18 protein-coding genes are annotated in these 17766 nt (G+C 63.1%); 8 read left to right on the forward strand and 10 right to left on the reverse strand.

Features of this window, described 5'->3' with window-relative positions; all coding sequences use genetic code 11:
• Nucleotides 1–75 precede the first annotated feature (75 nt).
• From QFZ88_RS03705 to bmt, 3 genes are all read left to right on the forward strand, one after another.
• On the forward strand, nt 76–933 hold the full coding sequence (locus QFZ88_RS03705) for a helix-turn-helix domain-containing protein (protein WP_024926836.1): 858 nt from the start codon (nt 76–78) through the stop codon (nt 931–933).
• A gap of 38 nt (nt 934–971) precedes the next feature.
• Nucleotides 972–1574 (forward strand): DUF1989 domain-containing protein, encoded by a 603-nt coding sequence (locus QFZ88_RS03710; RefSeq protein ID WP_024926835.1) that lies wholly within the window; start codon nt 972–974, stop codon nt 1572–1574.
• Nucleotides 1575–1695: 121 nt separating this feature from the next.
• On the forward strand, nt 1696–2718 hold the full coding sequence (gene bmt / locus QFZ88_RS03715; RefSeq protein ID WP_024926834.1) for a betaine--homocysteine S-methyltransferase: 1023 nt from the start codon (nt 1696–1698) through the stop codon (nt 2716–2718).
• A 20-nt stretch (nt 2719–2738) separates the two neighbouring features.
• On the opposite strand, the gene QFZ88_RS03720 is transcribed toward bmt, so the two are convergent.
• From QFZ88_RS03720 to QFZ88_RS03760, 9 genes are all read right to left on the reverse strand, one after another.
• On the reverse strand, nt 2739–2924 hold the full coding sequence (locus QFZ88_RS03720) for a hypothetical protein (RefSeq protein ID WP_024926833.1): 186 nt from the start codon (nt 2922–2924) through the stop codon (nt 2739–2741).
• Nucleotides 2925–3228: 304 nt separating this feature from the next.
• A complete protein-coding gene (locus QFZ88_RS03725) occupies nt 3229–5316 on the reverse strand; it encodes a vWA domain-containing protein (protein WP_024926832.1) in 2088 nt (695 codons plus the stop codon).
• Between the two features lie 2 nt (nt 5317–5318).
• Entirely contained in the window at nt 5319–5882 is a 564-nt protein-coding gene (locus QFZ88_RS03730) for an RNA polymerase sigma factor (protein ID WP_024926831.1), read from the reverse strand.
• A 55-nt stretch (nt 5883–5937) separates the two neighbouring features.
• Nucleotides 5938–7116: an NAD(P)/FAD-dependent oxidoreductase gene (locus QFZ88_RS03735; protein ID WP_024926830.1), complete on the reverse strand. Its 1179-nt coding sequence runs from the start codon at nt 7114–7116 to the stop codon at nt 5938–5940.
• Between the two features lie 93 nt (nt 7117–7209).
• Nucleotides 7210–7950 carry a dienelactone hydrolase family protein gene (locus QFZ88_RS03740; RefSeq protein WP_373426365.1) on the reverse strand — a complete coding sequence of 247 codons (741 nt, stop codon included), beginning with the start codon at nt 7948–7950 and terminating at the stop codon, nt 7210–7212.
• A 68-nt stretch (nt 7951–8018) separates the two neighbouring features.
• Entirely contained in the window at nt 8019–9332 is a 1314-nt protein-coding gene (locus QFZ88_RS03745; protein WP_024926828.1) for a CynX/NimT family MFS transporter, read from the reverse strand.
• On the reverse strand, nt 9329–10006 hold the full coding sequence (locus tag QFZ88_RS03750; RefSeq protein ID WP_024926827.1) for a FadR/GntR family transcriptional regulator: 678 nt from the start codon (nt 10004–10006) through the stop codon (nt 9329–9331). Before QFZ88_RS03750 ends, QFZ88_RS03745 begins: the two co-directional genes overlap by 4 nt.
• A 171-nt stretch (nt 10007–10177) precedes the next feature.
• Nucleotides 10178–10897 (reverse strand): hypothetical protein, encoded by a 720-nt coding sequence (locus QFZ88_RS03755; protein ID WP_373426366.1) that lies wholly within the window; start codon nt 10895–10897, stop codon nt 10178–10180.
• A 130-nt stretch (nt 10898–11027) separates the two neighbouring features.
• Nucleotides 11028–12602 carry a trimethylamine methyltransferase family protein gene (locus tag QFZ88_RS03760; protein WP_024926825.1) on the reverse strand — a complete coding sequence of 525 codons (1575 nt, stop codon included), beginning with the start codon at nt 12600–12602 and terminating at the stop codon, nt 11028–11030.
• Between the two features lie 253 nt (nt 12603–12855).
• Between QFZ88_RS03760 and QFZ88_RS03765 the strand changes: the two genes are divergently transcribed.
• A complete protein-coding gene (locus tag QFZ88_RS03765) occupies nt 12856–13554 on the forward strand; it encodes a corrinoid protein (RefSeq protein WP_024926824.1) in 699 nt (232 codons plus the stop codon).
• Between the two features lie 58 nt (nt 13555–13612).
• On the opposite strand, the gene QFZ88_RS03770 is transcribed toward QFZ88_RS03765, so the two are convergent.
• On the reverse strand, nt 13613–13747 hold the full coding sequence (locus tag QFZ88_RS03770; RefSeq protein ID WP_065998064.1) for an entericidin A/B family lipoprotein: 135 nt from the start codon (nt 13745–13747) through the stop codon (nt 13613–13615).
• Nucleotides 13748–13851: 104 nt separating this feature from the next.
• On the opposite strand from QFZ88_RS03770, the gene QFZ88_RS03775 reads away from it, so the two are divergent.
• The 4 genes from QFZ88_RS03775 (at nt 13852) to QFZ88_RS03790 (ending at nt 17095) form a co-directional block, all read left to right on the forward strand.
• A complete protein-coding gene (locus QFZ88_RS03775; protein WP_024926823.1) occupies nt 13852–14532 on the forward strand; it encodes a DUF1638 domain-containing protein in 681 nt (226 codons plus the stop codon).
• Between the two features lie 128 nt (nt 14533–14660).
• Nucleotides 14661–15236 (forward strand): DUF4893 domain-containing protein, encoded by a 576-nt coding sequence (locus tag QFZ88_RS03780; protein WP_024926822.1) that lies wholly within the window; start codon nt 14661–14663, stop codon nt 15234–15236.
• Nucleotides 15237–15353: 117 nt separating this feature from the next.
• A complete protein-coding gene (locus QFZ88_RS03785) occupies nt 15354–16133 on the forward strand; it encodes a formyl transferase (protein WP_024926821.1) in 780 nt (259 codons plus the stop codon).
• Nucleotides 16134–16186: 53 nt separating this feature from the next.
• Nucleotides 16187–17095 (forward strand): fatty acid desaturase, encoded by a 909-nt coding sequence (locus QFZ88_RS03790; protein ID WP_210270964.1) that lies wholly within the window; start codon nt 16187–16189, stop codon nt 17093–17095.
• Nucleotides 17096–17766 lie beyond the last annotated feature (671 nt).

A 17766-nucleotide genomic window follows, 5' to 3' on the forward strand; every position in this document is an offset into this window, starting at 1 on the left:
GATTCAAATACACGTTGCGGCGCGGTAATACGCTCTAGCGTAAAACATTATGCTACCTGGCGGAGAACAACCTCGATGGACAAGCGCGACCTCTCGACCGTGTTCCGCGAGCGGTTGAAATTGCTCTTGACACGCTCCGACCTCAACCAGTCAGCCTTCGCTTCAGCCGTGGGCATCGACCGTTCGGCGCTGTCGCAACTGCTGTCGGGCGCCTCAACCCGCCTGCCGCGCGCCGAAACGCTGCTCAACATCGCCGCCGAGTTCAAGGTGTCGCTCGACTGGCTGCTCGGCCTCTCCCAAGACGAGGGCGTGACGGGCGAAATCCGCGAAAGCCTGGAGATCGAGGAAGCATCAGGAGGCTTCGAACGCACGCTGATCGCCAAATGGCACGCCGAGGCTGCGGGAACCAAGATCCGCTACGTGCCGGCCGGCATTCCTGACCTTTTGCGCACCGAGGCGCTGGTCGACTATGAGGCCGGCATTTCCAACAAGAGCCGACAGGCACAGGCCGGCGAAACCCAATACCGCATCGACTACAGCCGGCGCCCCGAAACTGACATGGAAGTCTGCATGCCGCGCCACACGCTTGAAATCTTCGCGCGCGGATTGGGCGTGTGGGACGCCTTCCCGCCGGAAGAACGCCGCGAGCAGCTCTTGCACATGGCCGCCCTGCTCGACGACCTCTACCCGACCTTTCGCCTCTATCTCTATGACGGGCGCATGCGTTATTCGATCCCCTATACGATCTTCGGACCGTACCGGGCCGCGATCTATGTCGGCGACATGTACATCGTGCTCAACGCCACCCAGCCGATCCGCACGCTGACCGGCCATTTCGACAATCTGATCCGCGCAGCCGAGATCAACGCGCATGAGGCGGCAGCCTTCGCGCAGCGGCTGGCCGACTTGCCGCTTGCCGTTTCGCGCGGCTGACTGCTACCTCAGGCGGTCGATCAACACAGGAGCCATCCTTGCCAAGTGCCCGCCACATCGTCGTTCCGCCGCAGTCCGGCCGTGCCCTGCGCGTCGCCAAGGGCGAACAGATCCGCATCGTCGATCCCAAGGGACAACAGGTCGCCGACCTGTGGGCCTTCGTCACCGGCGACGAACTCGACTGGCTGAGCACCTCGAACACGCGAGACATCACCGAGCGGCTGTTTCCGGCAATCGGCGAGCATTTCTACGGCACCACCGGCGAGCCGCTGCTGACGCTGATGGCCAACGATTCGCCAGGCCCGCACGACATGCTCTTCCCCGCCTGCAACGCAGCGCTCTACCGGCGCGCCGGCTTCCACGATCACCATCCGAGTTGCCAGGACAACCTGCACAAGGCGCTCGCCGGCGAAGGCATTTCGCTACCCTTCACGCCGGACCCTGTGGATTTTTTCCAGAATTCGCTGCCGACGGTGGACGGCGTGCTGCTGGTCGACGCCTCGATCAACCCGCCCGGCGGCTCGGTGACGCTGCGCGCCGAGCGCGACTTGCTTATCGTCGTCACCGCATGCTCGGTCGACCATCACCCGACCAATGGCGATGCCTGCACCGAAATCGAGGTCGAGGTGCTGCCCGCCTGACCGGAAGCACCGTCGTCGAAGACGTGCCGCCGGCCGCGCCTTCGATTGACTTCACATAAAGACTTCTTTATATCCTTATTTGAAATCCATTTTACCTGAATCCACGTTGAAAGCGCGCGCCATGACGAGCACAAATCCGATCGAAGCCCTGATCGCGGAAAAGGGTGTGCTTCTGGCCGACGGCGCCACCGGCACCAATCTGTTCGCCATGGGCCTGCCGGCCGGCGAGGCGCCGGAAATCCTCAACGAGACCGCGCCGGAAACCATCACCAGGCTGCATCAGGGGTTCGTCGATGCCGGCGCCGACATCATCCTCACCAATTCCTTCGGCGGCACGCGTCATCGGCTGAAGCTGCATCATGCCCAGGACCGCGTTTTCGAACTCAACAAGCGCGCCGCCGAGATCGCCCGTGCCGTCGCCGACAAGGTCGGCCGCCGCGTCATCGTCGCCGGCTCGGTCGGCCCGACCGGCGAACTGCTGATCCCGCTCGGCGCACTGAGCTATGAGGAAGCCGTCGACGCCTTTGCCGAGCAGATCGAGGGCCTGAAGGCCGGTGGCGCCGAAGTCGCCTGGATCGAGACCATGTCGGCTCCGGACGAGATCCGAGCCGCCGCCGAGGCCGCCATCCGTGTCGGCCTGCCCTATACCTATACCGGTTCCTTCGACACCGCCGGCCGCACCATGATGGGCCTGCTGCCGAAGGACATCCACGCCGTCGCCGACGGTCTCGCCGAAGCTCCGCTCGGCGTTGGTGCCAATTGCGGCGTCGGTGCTTCCGACATCCTGGCTTCGCTGCTTGACATGACCGAGGCAAAGCCGGAAGCGACCGTCATCGTCAAGGGCAATTGCGGCATCCCGGAATTCCGCGGCACCGAGATCCACTATTCCGGAACGCCGGAATTGATGGCCGACTACGTGCGCCTGGCCATCGATGGCGGCGCCAGCATTGTTGGCGGCTGCTGTGGCACGTCGTTCCTGCATCTGGCCGCCATGCGCAAGGCGCTCGACGTACACAAGAAGGCACAGCGCCCGACGCTCGAGACGATCGTCGAACGCATCGGCCCGCTGCGCAACAAGGCAGCGACGCCGAACACCGCGGAAACCGCCGAAGGCCGCCGCGAACGCCGTCGCACGCGCCCCTGACCCGAGCGGAAGCGCTTTTCCTAGTTGTTGTTGTCGGCGTAGCGTGCTTGCGCCGTGCCGAGATCGGCCGACGGCCCATCGCTGCGCATCAGCGCTATTTTTTCCGATGCGCGCGGATCGCTGAGCTGTTCAAGGGCTGCACGGAAACGTTCATTGGTGAGCGCGGACAGCGCCGTTTTGCGCGCCGTCTCGACATCCCTGCTCATGCTGCTAGTCGATTGTGATGTTCCCGTCGGCTCGGTGGCCTGCGTTCTTGTCGTCTGAACCCAATTCATATTTCCGTCTATGCGCACGTCCGAACCCTTGATGACCGTCCCTGCCACGACCATTACCCCTGGTCATGTTGCAGTGCAGTGTCGAAACTGGATTGCTTTTTAACGATCGTCGGAAAAACCGGGGCAAACGACCAAAACCGCCCGTCGCCGCGCGGCGTTGTGGACGCAGCATCTCCCGGGAAAATCTCAGTTGGGTAAGGTCCTCTCCCCGCCATGACGGGGAGAGGACAGCCGGTCACTTCATCGCCGCCGCCAACCGCACCAGCGACAGGAATTCAGCACGGTAGCCGAACGGATCGGCGCCACGCGCGGCGTTCGCGATCTCCTGGATACGGTCGTAGCCGAACGTCGCCGTCGCATCCTCGTCGCGCAGCTTCTGGCCGAAAGCAGCCACAGCCACGGAAAAGCGCTGGTCGGTACTGGCCGCATCAAAGGAGGCGACTTCGTTGGTGCCGGTCACCGGCGTGGTGATGAGCTTCGACGTATCCTCCTCCGGCAGCTTGTAGCGGATTTTGACGAAAGCATATTCGTCGGCATTGGCGACGCCGCCATTGCTCGTCGCCGCCTCGCCATAGCGCAGATCGTCGACCTGCTGTGGCGCGCCCTTCGGCGTCAGTTCGTAGATCGCTGTCACCGAATGGCCGGAGCCGATCTCGCCGGCATCGACGCGATCATTGTTGAAATCCTCACGGTTCAAGGCGCGCGTCTCGTAGCCGATCAGCCGGTACTCCGAGACTTTGTCCGGATTGAACTCGACCTGGATCTTCACGTCCTTGGCGATCGGAAACAGCGTCGAGGTCGCCTCCTGAACCAGCACCTTCTCTGCTTCGGCCAGCGTGTCGATATAGGCGGCGGTGCCGTTGCCGTTCTGGGCGATGGTCTGCATCATCTGATCGTTGAGATTGCCACTGCCGAAACCGAACACGGACAGGAATACTCCGGTCCCGCGTTCCTTCTCGATCAGGCGCTTGAGATCATCGTCGTCGCTCTGGCCGACATTGAAGTCGCCGTCGGTGGCGAGCATGACCCGGTTGACGCCGCCCTTGACGAACGATTTCTGCGCCAGCCTGTAGGCTTCGCGGATGCCGGCCTCGCCAGCGGTCGAACCGCCCGGCGTCAGCGTGTCGATAGCCCTGAGTATCTTATCCCTCTCGGCCGCCTTGGTTGGTTCCAGCACCGTGCCGACATCGCCGGCATAGGTGACGATGGAGACGGTGTCATCGGCCTTGAGTTTGTTGACCAGCAGCCGGAAGGCCGATTTTAGCAGCGGCAGCTTGTCGGGTTCGTCCATCGATCCCGACACATCGATGAGAAAGACCAGATTGGCCTTCGGCTGCACCGCCGGCTGCATATCGTAGCCCTTGATGGCGACATGCATCAGCTTGTGCTGTGCATTCCATGGCGCCGGCATGACGCTAACCGTCGTGTTGAACGGCGTCTTGGCCTCGGTAGGCCCCTTCCAGTCATAAGGGAAGTAATTGACCATCTCCTCGACGCGGACGGTGTCAGCCTGCGGTAGCAGCCCTTCCTTCAGCGACCGGCGCACATAGGAATAGGACGCCGTGTCGACATCGATGGAGAAGGTCGAGACAGAGTCTTCCTTCGCCGAGCGCACCGGGTTGGTCTTGAAGTCCTGGATGCGATCGCGGTTTTCCTGGCTAGGCGCCATGACATCGCCCGGCATCGGTGCTGGCATCGGTGCTGCCAGCGGCTCCGCCGTCAGCGTCGTGTTGGCCGAATTTCGCGCCACCGCATCAGCGCTTTCGCTTTCCATCATTGGGGCCTGCGCCGGCGCGGCCGGTTTCGCCTCGGCATGCTTCATCCTGATCAGCCCGCTGCGCGGAGCCGCCGTCAAACGACCGTCCGCCGCAGAGAATTCGGGCTTTGGCGCCGGTGCGGCAGGCGCGATTGCCGGCTGTGCCGGGCTGGCCTCGTCCGCAGGCTGCGCCTGGCTTTGCGCCACGGCTGCGGCATCCTGTTTGGTCGCAACTGGCTTGTCGGCCAATGTCTCGGTCACCGGAATGCCGGCTTCAGGAGCGCCGCGCTGTTCCTGCATCAGGTGGAAAGCCGTGTAACCGGCGATCGGCAGCGCGACGAGACCGGCAATGGCCGGCGTGGCGATGAGCTTCTTCTGCATGATCTCTCTCCAGAGCGTGAGTGCTCGGGAGGTGAGACGCGGCCGCGCCGCCATTCCTTGGGGGGCGGTTTCGATTTTTTCGTCGAAAGCCGCCATCGCGGCGGCGAGCGCCTGCGCCCGCGCCTCAGCGCCGTGTGCAGGCAGCGGCGCGCCGCGCAACTTTTTCAGTTCGTCATCGTCGACCATGGTCACACTTCCCCGGCTGAGTTCACGAGAACCTTCAGCCGTTTCTTCGCTTCATGGATGTGCCAGGAAACCGTTGCCTCCGAGATCGCCATCGCCTCGGCCGCCGCCGCATGGGCGAGCCCTTCGCCATAGACCAGCAGCACGGCCTCCCGCTGCTTGTCCGGCAATTGCCGCACTGCCGCCCATAGCGCTTCCGTCGGATCGCCCGCCTCCGCCGCCTGCGCCTGTCCGAAGATCAGCGCGTGGCTGCCATAGGCTTCGGTCTTGGCGCTTTCTCGAGCACTCTTGCGGGCAAGATCGCGGGCGGCGTTCAGCGTCACCGCGTAAAGCCAGGAAGTGAAGGCCGCGCCACCGCGATAATCGCGGATCGCGCGGCCGAGCCGCACGCAGACATCCTGGGCGATGTCCTCGGCATCGGCGCGGCGTCCACACCAGCGATAGGCGACTCGATAGACAAAGTCATAGTGCCGCTCGACCAGCAGGCCGAACGCTCCCCTGTCTCCCTGTCTGGCCCGCCCGATCAGCTCGGTGTCGGATGCCTCGTCGTCCAGCATCATCGCCGTCATTTGTCGGTTGGACGTTGCGTTCGGGTCAATCCTTGGGGTCGTCAAAAGAAAATTTTCACACCGCCTGCCCGGCGACCCAGCCTGATGACCACGCCCACTGGAAATTGTAGCCGCCGAGCCAGCCGGTGACGTCGACGACCTCGCCGATGAAATAGAGCCCGGGCACCGACTTCGCCTGCATGGTCTTCTGGTCGAGCGCCTTGGTGTCGACGCCGCCAAGCGTTACCTCGGCCGTGCGATAGCCCTCGGAACCCGCTGGCTTGATACGCCACTGGTTCACCGCGGCATCGACCGCTTTCAGGTGAGCATCGTTGAGATCGGCCAGATTGCCGTTGAAGCCGAGCCGCTCAGCGATTGTCTGCGCCAGCTTCTTGGGCAAATGCGCGCCAAGCACGGTCTGCACCGCCTGGCGGCCATTCATCCGCTTGGCGTCGCGCAGGATGGCTGCAACATCGGCGCCCGGCAGCATCGAGATAGAGATCTCGTCGCCCTCGCGCCAGTAGGAGGAGATTTGCAGGATGGATGGGCCGCTGATGCCGCGATGGGTGAACAGCATCGCCTCGCCAAAGCGCGTCTTGCCACAGGAAACCTCGGCGTCGACGGCAACCCCCGACAGTGGCGCTAGCTTTGCCAGCGTGTTTGCGTCGAAGGTGAGCGGCACCAGCGCCGGGCGCGTCTCGACGATGGGGAGATCGAACTGCTCGGCGAGCTCATAGCCGAAGCCGGTAGCGCCCATTTTGGGGATCGACTTGCCGCCGCAAGCGATCACCAGCGACTTGCAGCGCGTCTTGCCGCTGTTGAGCTTCAGTTCGAAACCATCATCCGCAGGCACCACGCTCTCGACCGAGGTAGCAAACCGCATCTCGACGCCGCCGTCCCGCATTTCGGTGACAAGCATGTCGATGATCTGGCGCGCCGAACCGTCGCAGAACAGCTGGCCAAGCGTCTTTTCGTGATAGGCGATGCCGTAGCGCTCGACGAGCCCGATGAAATTCTTCTGGGTGTAGCGGCTGAGCGGCGAGATGCAGAAATGCGGATTCTGCGACAGGAAGCTCTTCGGACTGGCGTGGATGTTGGTGAAGTTGCAACGTCCGCCGCCGGAGATGCGGATCTTCTCGCCAGGCACCGAGGCATGATCGATGATCAGCACGGAGCGGCCGCGCTTGCCCGCCTCGGCTGCGCACATCATGCCGGCTGCACCCGCGCCGATCACGATGACATCGAAAGAATGCATTTGGGGGGTTCCGCAACTGAGAACTGGCCGCCCGACAATTTGGGCGCACCGCCGGCCTGATAGCCAACCGCGGCGGAATTGGCAAAGTCTGGACTAGCCCAGTGTTTCACCAAAAAAGGCGACGAGCCGCTTCCAGTGTCGTTCGCTACCGGTAACATCGAAGACGCTGTGATCGGATACGCACCAGCCATGCTGCATGCCGACATAGTTCTCGATGATGTGGTCGACTTGTGCCTCGCGCAGCGCCTGCGCCAGCCGAGCCGACTGCTCCGGCGGGAAACTGCCGTCGACGCCGGCCGAGCCGACATAAACCCGAGCCTTGATCTTGCCAGCATTCGTTGCCGGGCTGTCCGGCGCATCCGTGCCCAGCCGGCCGCCGTGGAAACTGGCGGCGGCGGCGATCTTGTCGGGATAGGCGGCTGCGGCATTGAGGGCGCGCCCGCCGCCCATGCAGTAACCTACGACGCCGATCGGTCCCTTTATGCCCGTAGCCTCCAGCGCCGAAATGAAGGCGCCGCTGTCGCGAACCGTCATCTCCTGCGTCAAGCCGCCGATCATCGCCATCAGCACGGCCTTGCTCTTCTCCTCGACAAAGGCCGTCTTGGCGTCGAACGGTCCATAGGGCGCATTGCGATAGAGCAGGTCCGGCACCTGCACCGCATAACCGTGACCGGCTAGGCGCTCGGCCATCGAATACAGCGCGGGTCGCGGGCCGAAGGCGTCCATGTAGAGGATGACGCCGGCCTTCGCCCCACCACCGGCACCGAACAGCGCCGCTTTGGCGATGCCGTCCGCCGTCTTGATATCGATGTCGCGTCTGTCGACCGAACTCACCATACGTCTCCTAGCGGGTTGCTCAGCCGCGATAGATAGAGGCCACGCAGCGCAGGGCAAGCGCCGCGCTAGCCTCGATCCTCAATGCGTATCGTGCGGGCGCCGACCAGCGACGCCCTGCCCGCGCCGAACCCCATGACGGCGACGCCGAGACCAAGCGCCACGAACAGGATGGCCGCGGCGGCGAAGCTGCCGGCCCAGCCATGGATCAATCCCACCAGCAATGGCCCGATCGCCGCCAGCACATAACCGACACCCTGTGCCATGCCGGACAGATGCGCCGCCACATGCGGATCGGGCGAACGCAACACGATCACCGTCATCGCCGCCGCGATCAGCCCACCCTGGCCGATGCCCTGCAGGACAGCAAGCGGCAACACCATCGAGGTTGGCGCAAACAGGATGCCGAGCAATGCCGCGACCGCGATGGTGACCAGTACGACATTGACCGCGCTCTGGTTGCGGCAGCGCACGGCGATCGGCGGCACCGCAAGACAGGTGACGACCTGCGCCATCACCGAGACCGAGACGATGGCGCCAGCGGCGGTGGCGTCGAAGCCGCGTTCGCGCAGGATCGGCGCCAGCCAGCCGAAGATGCTGTAGGCCAGCGCCGACTGCAGGCCCATGAACAGCGTGACCTGCCAGGCCAGCCGATCGCGCCACAGGCCGGTGACGCGAAACCCGCTGTGGCTGGCCTTACTGCGGCTAGTCAGAGCCTGCGGCAGCCAGAGCAGCAACACGGCCAGCGCCGGCACCGCCCAGGCGGCGAGCGCACCAGCCCAGGAGCCGGTGACGTAATGTTCGACCGGCAGCGTCAGGCCCGACGCCGCGGCAGCCCCCGCGCACAGCGCCATCGTATAGAGGCCGGTCATCAATGCCATGTTGTCGGGAAAGTCGCGCTTCACCAGTCCCGGCAAAAGCACATTGCCTATGGCGATGGCGGCCCCGGTGATGAACGTGGCGGCAAACAGCAGCGGCACCGATCCGAAGCCACGCAGCGCCGTGCCGAGGGTGACCAGCACCAGAACCCCGAGCAAAACGCGTTCGGCGCCGTTGCGCTGTGCCAGCTTCGGCGCGAAAGGCGCGAAGACGCCGAGACAGACCACCGGCAACGTCGTCAAAAGTGAGGCGCCGGTGCTGGACAGGCCGGTTGCCTGCATCACCTCGGGCAGAAGCACCGAAAGGCTGGAAAACAGCGGGCGCAGGTTGAAGGCGATCAGCACCAGGCTGGCGCCGAGCAGGATGCGGGCGCCACGGCTTGCAAGAACCGGCGGTTGCGGCGGCGGCAGGCTGTCGACCTCGGCGTCGACGAATTGATCGTCGATACCGTCCGTCGCGGAAACCCCGGCCTTCTTGCCGGATTGGCGAAAAGTCTGGTTCATTGCGCAAGCATCCGGTCGAGCTGGAGAAGCACCGGTGCCATGAAGGCGCGCACCGTCGCACCCGCGCGATCGGGGTCGCCGGAGGCGATGGCCTCGATCACCAGCGCATGCGCCGATGCATCGGGTTCCGGAAGATCGTCGCCCAAGGTGGCCTGGATGGTTTCGGCGATGGCGGCAGTGAAGAAATCATAGAGTTCCACCAGCGCCCGGTTGCCTGACATCGCCACGATCGCCTTGTGGAAAGCGAGGTCGCGGCAGACGAAGCTTTCCTGGCCCCCATCCGCGCTGTCGCCACGCTGTTCGAGCAGTTGCCGAAGCCGCGCGATATCGGCGGGCGCATGGCGCAATGCCGCCAGCCGCGCCGCCTCGATGTCGAGCGCCGTGCGCGCCTCCCACTGGTCGCGCAGGCAGGCATGCCGGACCCGCAACAGCGGTCCGGCCGGATCGATGGCCGAGCGCACATAGGTGCCCGATCCCTGCCGGGTGTCGAGAAGGCCTTGCGAGACCAGGGCCCGGACCGCCTCCCGCACGGTTCCGCGGCTGACCGAAAGCTGTTCCGATAAGGCAGCCTCGTTGGGGATGCGATCCCCCACTGGCCAGCGGCCGCCGACGATTTCGGCGCGCAGGTTTTCCGTCGCTGAGTCCGTGAGATTGGTTCGGGTCGCCGGTTGCATGGATACACTCATCAAGTCATCAGATGACTTGATGAGTAGGCCCATCATTGCGTCTGGTCAATCGCGCAAGGCTGCCGACTATGGTGGAACGATTGGGCCAGATCACGCGGTTGAGCCGGTCCGTTACATGCGAACAGGCGCGGCCTCGCCCATTCCGACAATCGCCGGCGTTCAGGCCAATCCGGCAAAGCTCGCCATATGAAAGGCTTGCACCTCCGGAGGGTAACGATACGCGACCCCAAAAGGACAAGCGTTGCGATCCAGACACCCGCCGCTCCGGCAAGGTTCGCCTACGGCCCCATGCACATGCGCAAGACAGGCGTCATAGGCAAAACCATCCGCCGAATAGGCATCGACGGGACAGGATTTCAGGCAAGGTTTTCCGACACATAGGCTGCAAAGATGAATCGGCTTCTCAGGTGTTTGAATCAAAACCTCATCGGCGAACAGCAGCGCGCCGCGGTAGGCATGCCACAGGCCATATTCAGGATGCATGAGGATGCCGAGCGGCGACGGCTTCAACCCCTCCGCCCGCATCGCCCATTGCTGGAACGGCATGTAGGGCTTTTCGGATGGATAGACGGCTCGCGCGCCGAAACTTGCCGCGACACCGTCAATGACGCCCCGCGACCACGTGTCGAGCGGGTTGTCGAGCCGCCGCGGTTGCCGCTGCCGCCACTCCAGGAAATGCGGCCAGGGTGCTGCTCCCGCCTGACCGACCAGAAAGACGGATTTTGCAGGGGCGCCGGTGGGGCCGATTGGCGCCTCGTCGTCAACGCCGAAAACAAAACCGCCGCGCAGGATGAGACCGTGCGCGGCGAGTTGGGTTGCGATATTCCGCGACTTCAGGTCATCGGCTGAAGAAGCCGGTGGGGCACGATGGCTGCTCACACCAATATCTCCGCGCTCCGATCCGGCTTGCTGCCCAGCATCATCCCTCGCCTGGCTGCTTGAAAGCGCTGCGCCAGACTTCCTTGTGAATGATGTTGGCGACTTTAGCCCCGCCTGAATCGGGCTCCTTTCACGTGAAGGCGTCGGGCATCGACTCCTTCTTCTTGGCGATGAAGGCCTGCAATGCCTCGTCGAGGCCCTCATCAAGATGCGGCGCCTCGTAGCTTTCCAGCCAGCGGCGGGCGAGCTCGTTGGCCCGCTGCGGCGCGGTCTTCTGACCTTCGGCCAGCCACTGCTCGTAGGAATTGTTGTCGGCGATGGACGAGCGGTAGAAAGCCGTCTGGAAATTGGCCTGGGTGTGATCGCAGCCGAGGAAATGGCTGCCCGGGCCGACCTGGCGAATGGCATCCATCGCCTGGCCGTTTTCGGAGAGATCGACGCCCTCGGCGAACTTTTGGCTCATGCCGAGCTGGTCGATGTCCATCATGAACTTTTCATAGCAGGAGGCGAGGCCGCCCTCGAGCCAGCCTGCCGAATGGAGGACGAAATTGGTGCCGGCAAGAAGCGTGGAGTTCAGCGTGTTGGCACTCTCGTAGGCGGCCTGCGCGTCGGGCACTTTCGAGGCGCAGAGCGAACCGCCGGTACGGAACGGCAGCCCGAGCCGGCGTGCCAGCTGCGCCGCGCCGTAGGAGACCAGTGACGGTTCCGGCGTGCCGAAAGTCGGCGCACCCGACTGCATGGAGATGGACGAAGCAAAGGTGCCGAACAGCACCGGCGCACCCGGCCGGATAAGCTGCGTGAAAGAAGCACCGGCCAGCACCTCGGCCAGAACCTGCGTCAGCGTGCCGGCAACCGTCACCGGGCTCATCGCACCGGCCAGGATGAACGGCGTGACGATGCAGGCCTGGTTGTTGCGGGCGTAAACCTTCAGCGCGCCGAGCATGGTCTCGTCGAACACCATCGGCGAATTGGCGTTGATCAGGCTGGTCAGCACTGTGTTCTGGTCGACGAAATCGTCGCCGAACACGATTTTCGCCATCGCCACCGTATCCTCGGCGCGTTCCGGCGCCGTCACCGAACCCATGAACGGCTTGTCCGAATATTTGATGTGGCTATAGATCATGTCGAGATGGCGCTTGTTCACCGGCACGTCGACCGGCTCGCAAACCGTGCCACCCGAGTGGTGGATGGACGGCGCCATATAGGCAAGCTTCACGAAATTGCGGAAATCCTCGATCGTCGCATAGCGGCGATTGCCGTCGAGGTCGCGCACGAAGGGCGGGCCATAGACCGGCGCGAACACCGTGGCGTTGCCGCCGATCTGCACCGAGCGCTCGCTGTTGCGCGCGTGCTGGATATACTGGCTCGGCGCGGTCTTGAGCAGGGAGCGGCACAGGCCACGCGGGAAGCGCACGCGTTCGCCCTTGACGTCGGCCCCGGCCTCTTTCCACAGCGCCAACGCCTCGGCATCGTCGCGGAATTCGATGCCGGTCTCTTCAAGCACCGTGTCGGCGTTCTTCTCGATGAGCGCCAGGCCTTCCTCGTCCAGCACTTCGTAAACCTTGATCTTGCGCCGGATATAGGTGAGCTGCGTGCCCGGTCCGCCGCCGCTGCGCGCCGCACGCCGCGCAGCCGCGCCACCACTGGCACCGCGCCCTCGCCTGCCGCCCGCCGCTTCCTGATCGACCGCCGCGTTCTCGCTCATAATGGTTCTTCCTTGAATCCTTCGACCGTCCGGCGGTCCCTCTCCGGATCGTAGCCATGCACCCTATCGGAAACGGCCAGAGAGCGCCAACGCCTGTCGCAAAATCGACAAGAAGAACAACAGATTCCCGGTCGCTTTCCTTTTGCGGAAAGTCGCAAATCAGCTATGGATGCGCGTCGTCGCAGGGTAGGTATTGACGCGACGTTTGATGCCTTGCGACACAGTCGCGCGGCCGCAGGGAGATGGATCAGCAATGTCCGACGACGAGATCATCCTTTCCGAGCTCTCCGATGAGGAACTTGTGCAGCAGATGCACGACGACCTCTATGACGGTCTGAAGGAGGAAATCGAGGAAGGCACCAACATCCTTCTGGAGCGCGGTTGGGCACCTTACGCGGTGCTTACCGAAGCGCTGGTCGAAGGCATGCGCATCGTCGGCGAGGATTTCCGCGATGGCATCCTGTTCGTGCCGGAAGTGCTTTTGTCGGCCAACGCTATGAAGGCCGGCATGCATATCCTGCGCCCGCTGCTCGCCGCCACCGGCGCGCCGAAGCAGGGCAAGCTGGTCATCGGTACCGTCAAGGGCGATATCCACGACATCGGCAAGAACCTTGTCGGCATGATGATGGAAGGTGCCGGCTTCGACGTCATCGACCTCGGCATCAACAATCCGGTCGAGAAGTATCTCGAGGCGATCGAGCAGCACCAGCCCGACATCATCGGCATGTCGGCTCTGCTCACCACCACCATGCCCTACATGAAGGTGGTCATCGACACGATGAAGGAAAAGGGCATTCGCGACGACTACGTCGTCCTGGTCGGCGGCGCGCCGCTGAACGAGGAATTCGGCAAGGCCGTCGGGGCAGATGCCTATTGCCGCGACGCGGCCGTGGCGGTCGAGACCGCCAAGGACTTCATGAAGCGCAAGCACAATCTGCGCGCTTCCGCCTGATCACGAAAAGGCCGCGCCTTGCAGCGCGGCCTTTTTGTCACCAGATTGTCAGGGTCGGCTACTGCAGGGTTTGCTTGACAGCGTGGGCCGTGCTTTTGACGTCCTTGCCGACGCCGCGGACCGTGTTGGCGCAGCCGGACAACGCGAGTGCCACGGCGATGACGGCGAGCGGTACGATGCGTGACAGTTTCATGGACGGTGTCTCCATTGTAGCGATGCAACAGACATCAACGCGACAAGGATAAACCTGTTCCACGGCGATGCCGAGTGTGTCCGGCGATGTTGGAGCGATCCGCCATGGCGGCAAGACAGAACCTCGATGCGACAACCATCGCCGACGCCGTCATCACCAAGGATGGCGAAGTTCGCGCAACCGCGCCGCTTGCCCAGCGCGTGCGCGTCATCGCCTGCGGTGCCATTGCCCGCGAAGTGCTCGCCGTTTGCAGGGCCAACAACCTCGATCACGTCGACCTGATTTGCCTGCCGGCGATCTGGCACGTCTATCCCGACAAGATCGCCCCGGCCATGCGCGAGGCGATCAGCAAGGCACGCGACGAGGGCTACCGGCGTATTTTCATCGGCTATGCTGAATGCGGCACGCGCGGCGAGCTCGACAAGATTTGCGCCGAGGAAGGCATCGAGCGCATCGGCGGCCCACATTGCTACGCTTTCTTCAGCGGCAACGACGCATTTGCCAAGATCGTCGACACCGAATTCACGGCGTTCTACCTGACCGACCTCATCACCCGCCAGTTCGAGGCCTTCGTCATCGAGCCGCTCAAGCTGGACAAGCATCCCGAACTGATCAGCATGGTGTTCGGCAACTATACCAAGATCGTCTATCTGGCGCAGACTGAGGACGAGGATCTCCAGAAAAAGGCGAAATGGGCGGCCGACTATCTGGGCCTCGACTACGAATACCGCTTCACCGGCTATGGCGATCTTGCCCCGGCCATTCTTGCCGCGGCGACCCGCTGAACGCGCCACCGAGGCGACCAGGTCAGAAAATGGCCTAACACCGGCAACACTCACGCTCTGGTTTTCTGGCCGCTGCTTGCGCTATAAGTCGCGCAACGGGGCGCTTGATCGAAATACCGGGGGAAATCATGACTTTGCGAGCCATCATGTTTGCGGTCGCCGCCACCCTGGCGACCGGCTCCGCCCATGCCGATGGCACCGTGCAGAAGATCATGACTGCCGCCGACAAGACACGGCTCGCCCAATATGGCGAAACCCGAAAAGCTGCCCTGGCGGAAGCGAAGGCGGGCCAGCCCGCCGAGGTGAAGGAACTGGATGAAGTCCTGGCCAGGCCGATGGTCGCTTTCTCCAACAAGGATCTCACCGGCATGTGGCAATGCCGCACCATCAAGGCCGGAGGACTTGGCCCGCTCGTCATCTATGGCTGGTTCAAGTGCCGTATCAGCGACGACGGCTCCGGCTGGATGCTAGAGAAGACTACAGGCTCGCAGCGTACCAGCGGCCGCTTCTACGACGACGGCGAAAAACGCTCGATCTATCTCGGTTCCGGCTTCGTCGCGGGTGAAAAGCCCAAGCGTTATGGCGCCGGACCGAAGACCGATCAGGCCGGCTATGCCTTCCGCACCGGCGCCAATGCCTGGCGGATCGAGTTTCCGGCGCCCTATTACGAATCCAAGCTCGACATCATCGAATTCAAACGCTGACGGCCTGCGGTTTGTGCACATAAGCTGACATAAAGGATTAACCCGCGCCGTCGAGAATGATGGCGCGGCACGACTTCGAAAGGCGCTACTCCGCGTCGAACGGTTGGACTTTCAGGAATGAGCGAAGTTGCGGGCACCGCGCCCATCGTCATTGTTACCGAGGGCGGCGGACACATCTGGGCGATCGTCAATGCCATTGCCGATCGCTTTGGCCCGGTGACGGTTATTCTGGAAACGCCGATCTCGAAATGGCTGCTGCTTAAGCGCCGTGCCCGCCGGCAGGGCTGGATCTCGGTGCTCGGCCAGATGGGAACCATGGTGCTGGTTCGCCTCGGCAAGCGTTTCGGCGCCAGCCATGTCGAGGAAATCGTAGCTGAATACAATTTGAAGACCGAACCGGCACCGAACCAGCACATCGTGCAGGTGCCTTCCGCCAATGCGCCACAGACGGTCGAAGCCATTGCCGATATCAGACCGAGCGTCGTGTTGCTCGCGGGCTGCCGGGTGCTGACCAGCGAGACACTGGCATCCATCCCCTGCCCGGTCATCAACTATCACGCAGGCATCAACCCGAAGTACCGCGGCATGAACGGCGCCTATTGGGCGCTGGCGAACAACGACGCGCAGAACTTCGGCACCACCGTGCATCTCGTCGACGCCGGCGTCGACACCGGAGCGGTGCTGCGCCACACCCGCGGCAAACCGGAGCATGGCGACACCATCTCGTCCTATCCGCTGCGCCAGGCCGCGATTTCACGCGATGCCTGCATCGAGGTGATCGAGAAGGTGCTGGCCGGTCGCATCGAACCGTTCGATCCTGGCCTGCCTTCGCGAATCTGGTTTCACCCGACGATCTGGTCCTACCTATGGACCGGGATACGGCGTGGCATCTGGTAGGCCAGAACGGTCCGCTCGTTTACCTAAGGACAGGCGAGCGTTAGACTTCGATCATGGCTGAGATTGACCACCGGCAGATCATCGCGTCCCTCTCGACCGAGGATCGGCGCGACCTCACCGAAAAACAGGATGCGCCAGGCGTGCTGCGGCTCGCCGCCCATGGCGGGCTGATCGTGCTGCTTGCCATCCTCATCCTGCTCAAGGTGCCGTTCTGGCCCGTTCTGATGCTGCCGCTCGGCATCCTGATCGTCTTCCTGTTCACGCTGCTGCACGAGACCATCCATGAGACGGCGTTCCGCACGGAAAAGCTGAACCGCATCGTTGCGGTTGTTAGCGGCTTCCTCATTCTGTTGCCGCCGGCATGGTTCCGCTATTTCCACTTCGCCCATCACCGCTACACGCACGACCCCGACAACGACCCGGAGCTGATGAGCCCGAAACCGGAGACGATCGCGCAATATCTGCGCTACCTGTCGGGCTGGCCGTATTGGAGCGGCATGGCGAAGGTGGTCACAGCCAATGCGCTCGGTCGAAACAGCGATTCCTTCGTGCCTGAAAAAGGCCGCGCCAAAGTATTGTCCGAGGCTCGCTGGTTCCTCGCTCTCTATGCCCTGATGTTCGCCGGTTCGGTCCTGCTGCAGTCGACGGCACTGCTCTGGACATGGATTGTGCCGGTATTGATCGGCCAGCCGTTCCTGCGCACCTATCTTTTGGCCGAACACACACGCTGCCCGCATGTCTCCAACATGCTGGAGAACACGCGCACCACCTTCACCACGGCAATCGTTCGTTTCGTGGCGTGGAACATGCCCTACCATGCCGAACATCATTCCTACCCGGCGGTGCCGTTCCACCGCCTACCGCGCTTTCACAGGATCATCGCCGAACATCTGCGCTCGACCGAGCGCGGTTATGTGCGCTTCCACCGCAAGCTTGTCGCCAACCTCGGCAAACCTGAGTAGCAAGACCGCGAGAGATCACATGGAATTCACCAGGCGGCATCGATGCTGGTAAAACCGGACGATCAGCTACTGGTCAGCGCTTCTTCCGTCGCGCGGTTGCGCGAATGTCTGGTTCCCGGCCTTCGCGCCAATCGATGGAATGGCGCTTCGACGAGCGTGTAAAAAGTGCATGTCGCGGCAGCGATCGCGCAGAGCTGCGCCGTCCAGGCGAGGAGATTCGCGGCAACAGTGTCGTTGAAGGCCACGCCCGACACTTACTCGGACTCGAAATACCCGATCACTGGGTAGTGGACGAGATAGAGCGAGAACGACGACCCGGAACCCGCGCGAATATTCCGCACGCAGACCGTTGCTTCGGCGAGCACTCAGCCGAGAATCCAGTTCGGTAGGCCAACAATGATCAGCGTCGGCATCGAGAATTCCCAACAATGTTGGATCGGCCAGCGCGCCGCGACAATTGCCAAAGCGACGAGTGACGTAACCAGGAAGGTCGCCGTTATAAGACCGCGCCTGAACAAGAGGAAGAAAGCCAGCCTCGGAAAACAAGCCGTCCCACCGGGACCAAAGGCTGCTGAAGAATTCTACTGCTCTCCTCCGCGAATTGCTCGCAACATCATCCCCGGCAATCGACAAGACCAATGTCCACGAGATAGGCAACTTCAATGAGATAG

The organism is Mesorhizobium sp. YL-MeA3-2017, assembly GCF_030814575.1.
Taxonomy (GTDB): Bacteria; Pseudomonadota; Alphaproteobacteria; order Rhizobiales; family Rhizobiaceae; genus Mesorhizobium; species Mesorhizobium terrae.

Excerpts from the sequence above, each read along its gene's own strand:
- QFZ88_RS03705 (WP_024926836.1), top strand. The coding sequence starts at position 76 with ATGGACAAGCGCGACCTCTCGACCGTGTTCCGCGAGCGGTTGAAATTG.
- bmt (WP_024926834.1), top strand. The coding sequence starts at position 1,696 with ATGACGAGCACAAATCCGATCGAAGCCCTGATCGCGGAAAAGGGTGTG.
- QFZ88_RS03720 (WP_024926833.1), bottom strand. The coding sequence starts at position 2,924 with ATGAGCAGGGATGTCGAGACGGCGCGCAAAACGGCGCTGTCCGCGCTC.
- QFZ88_RS03725 (WP_024926832.1), bottom strand. The coding sequence starts at position 5,316 with ATGGTCGACGATGACGAACTGAAAAAGTTGCGCGGCGCGCCGCTGCCT.
- QFZ88_RS03730 (WP_024926831.1), bottom strand. The coding sequence starts at position 5,882 with ATGACGGCGATGATGCTGGACGACGAGGCATCCGACACCGAGCTGATC.
- QFZ88_RS03735 (WP_024926830.1), bottom strand. The coding sequence starts at position 7,116 with ATGCATTCTTTCGATGTCATCGTGATCGGCGCGGGTGCAGCCGGCATG.
- QFZ88_RS03745 (WP_024926828.1), bottom strand. The coding sequence starts at position 9,332 with ATGAACCAGACTTTTCGCCAATCCGGCAAGAAGGCCGGGGTTTCCGCG.
- QFZ88_RS03750 (WP_024926827.1), bottom strand. The coding sequence starts at position 10,006 with ATGCAACCGGCGACCCGAACCAATCTCACGGACTCAGCGACGGAAAAC.
- QFZ88_RS03760 (WP_024926825.1), bottom strand. The coding sequence starts at position 12,602 with ATGAGCGAGAACGCGGCGGTCGATCAGGAAGCGGCGGGCGGCAGGCGA.
- QFZ88_RS03765 (WP_024926824.1), top strand. The coding sequence starts at position 12,856 with ATGTCCGACGACGAGATCATCCTTTCCGAGCTCTCCGATGAGGAACTT.
- QFZ88_RS03770 (WP_065998064.1), bottom strand. The coding sequence starts at position 13,747 with ATGAAACTGTCACGCATCGTACCGCTCGCCGTCATCGCCGTGGCACTC.
- QFZ88_RS03775 (WP_024926823.1), top strand. The coding sequence starts at position 13,852 with ATGGCGGCAAGACAGAACCTCGATGCGACAACCATCGCCGACGCCGTC.
- QFZ88_RS03780 (WP_024926822.1), top strand. The coding sequence starts at position 14,661 with ATGACTTTGCGAGCCATCATGTTTGCGGTCGCCGCCACCCTGGCGACC.
- QFZ88_RS03785 (WP_024926821.1), top strand. The coding sequence starts at position 15,354 with ATGAGCGAAGTTGCGGGCACCGCGCCCATCGTCATTGTTACCGAGGGC.
- QFZ88_RS03790 (WP_210270964.1), top strand. The coding sequence starts at position 16,187 with ATGGCTGAGATTGACCACCGGCAGATCATCGCGTCCCTCTCGACCGAG.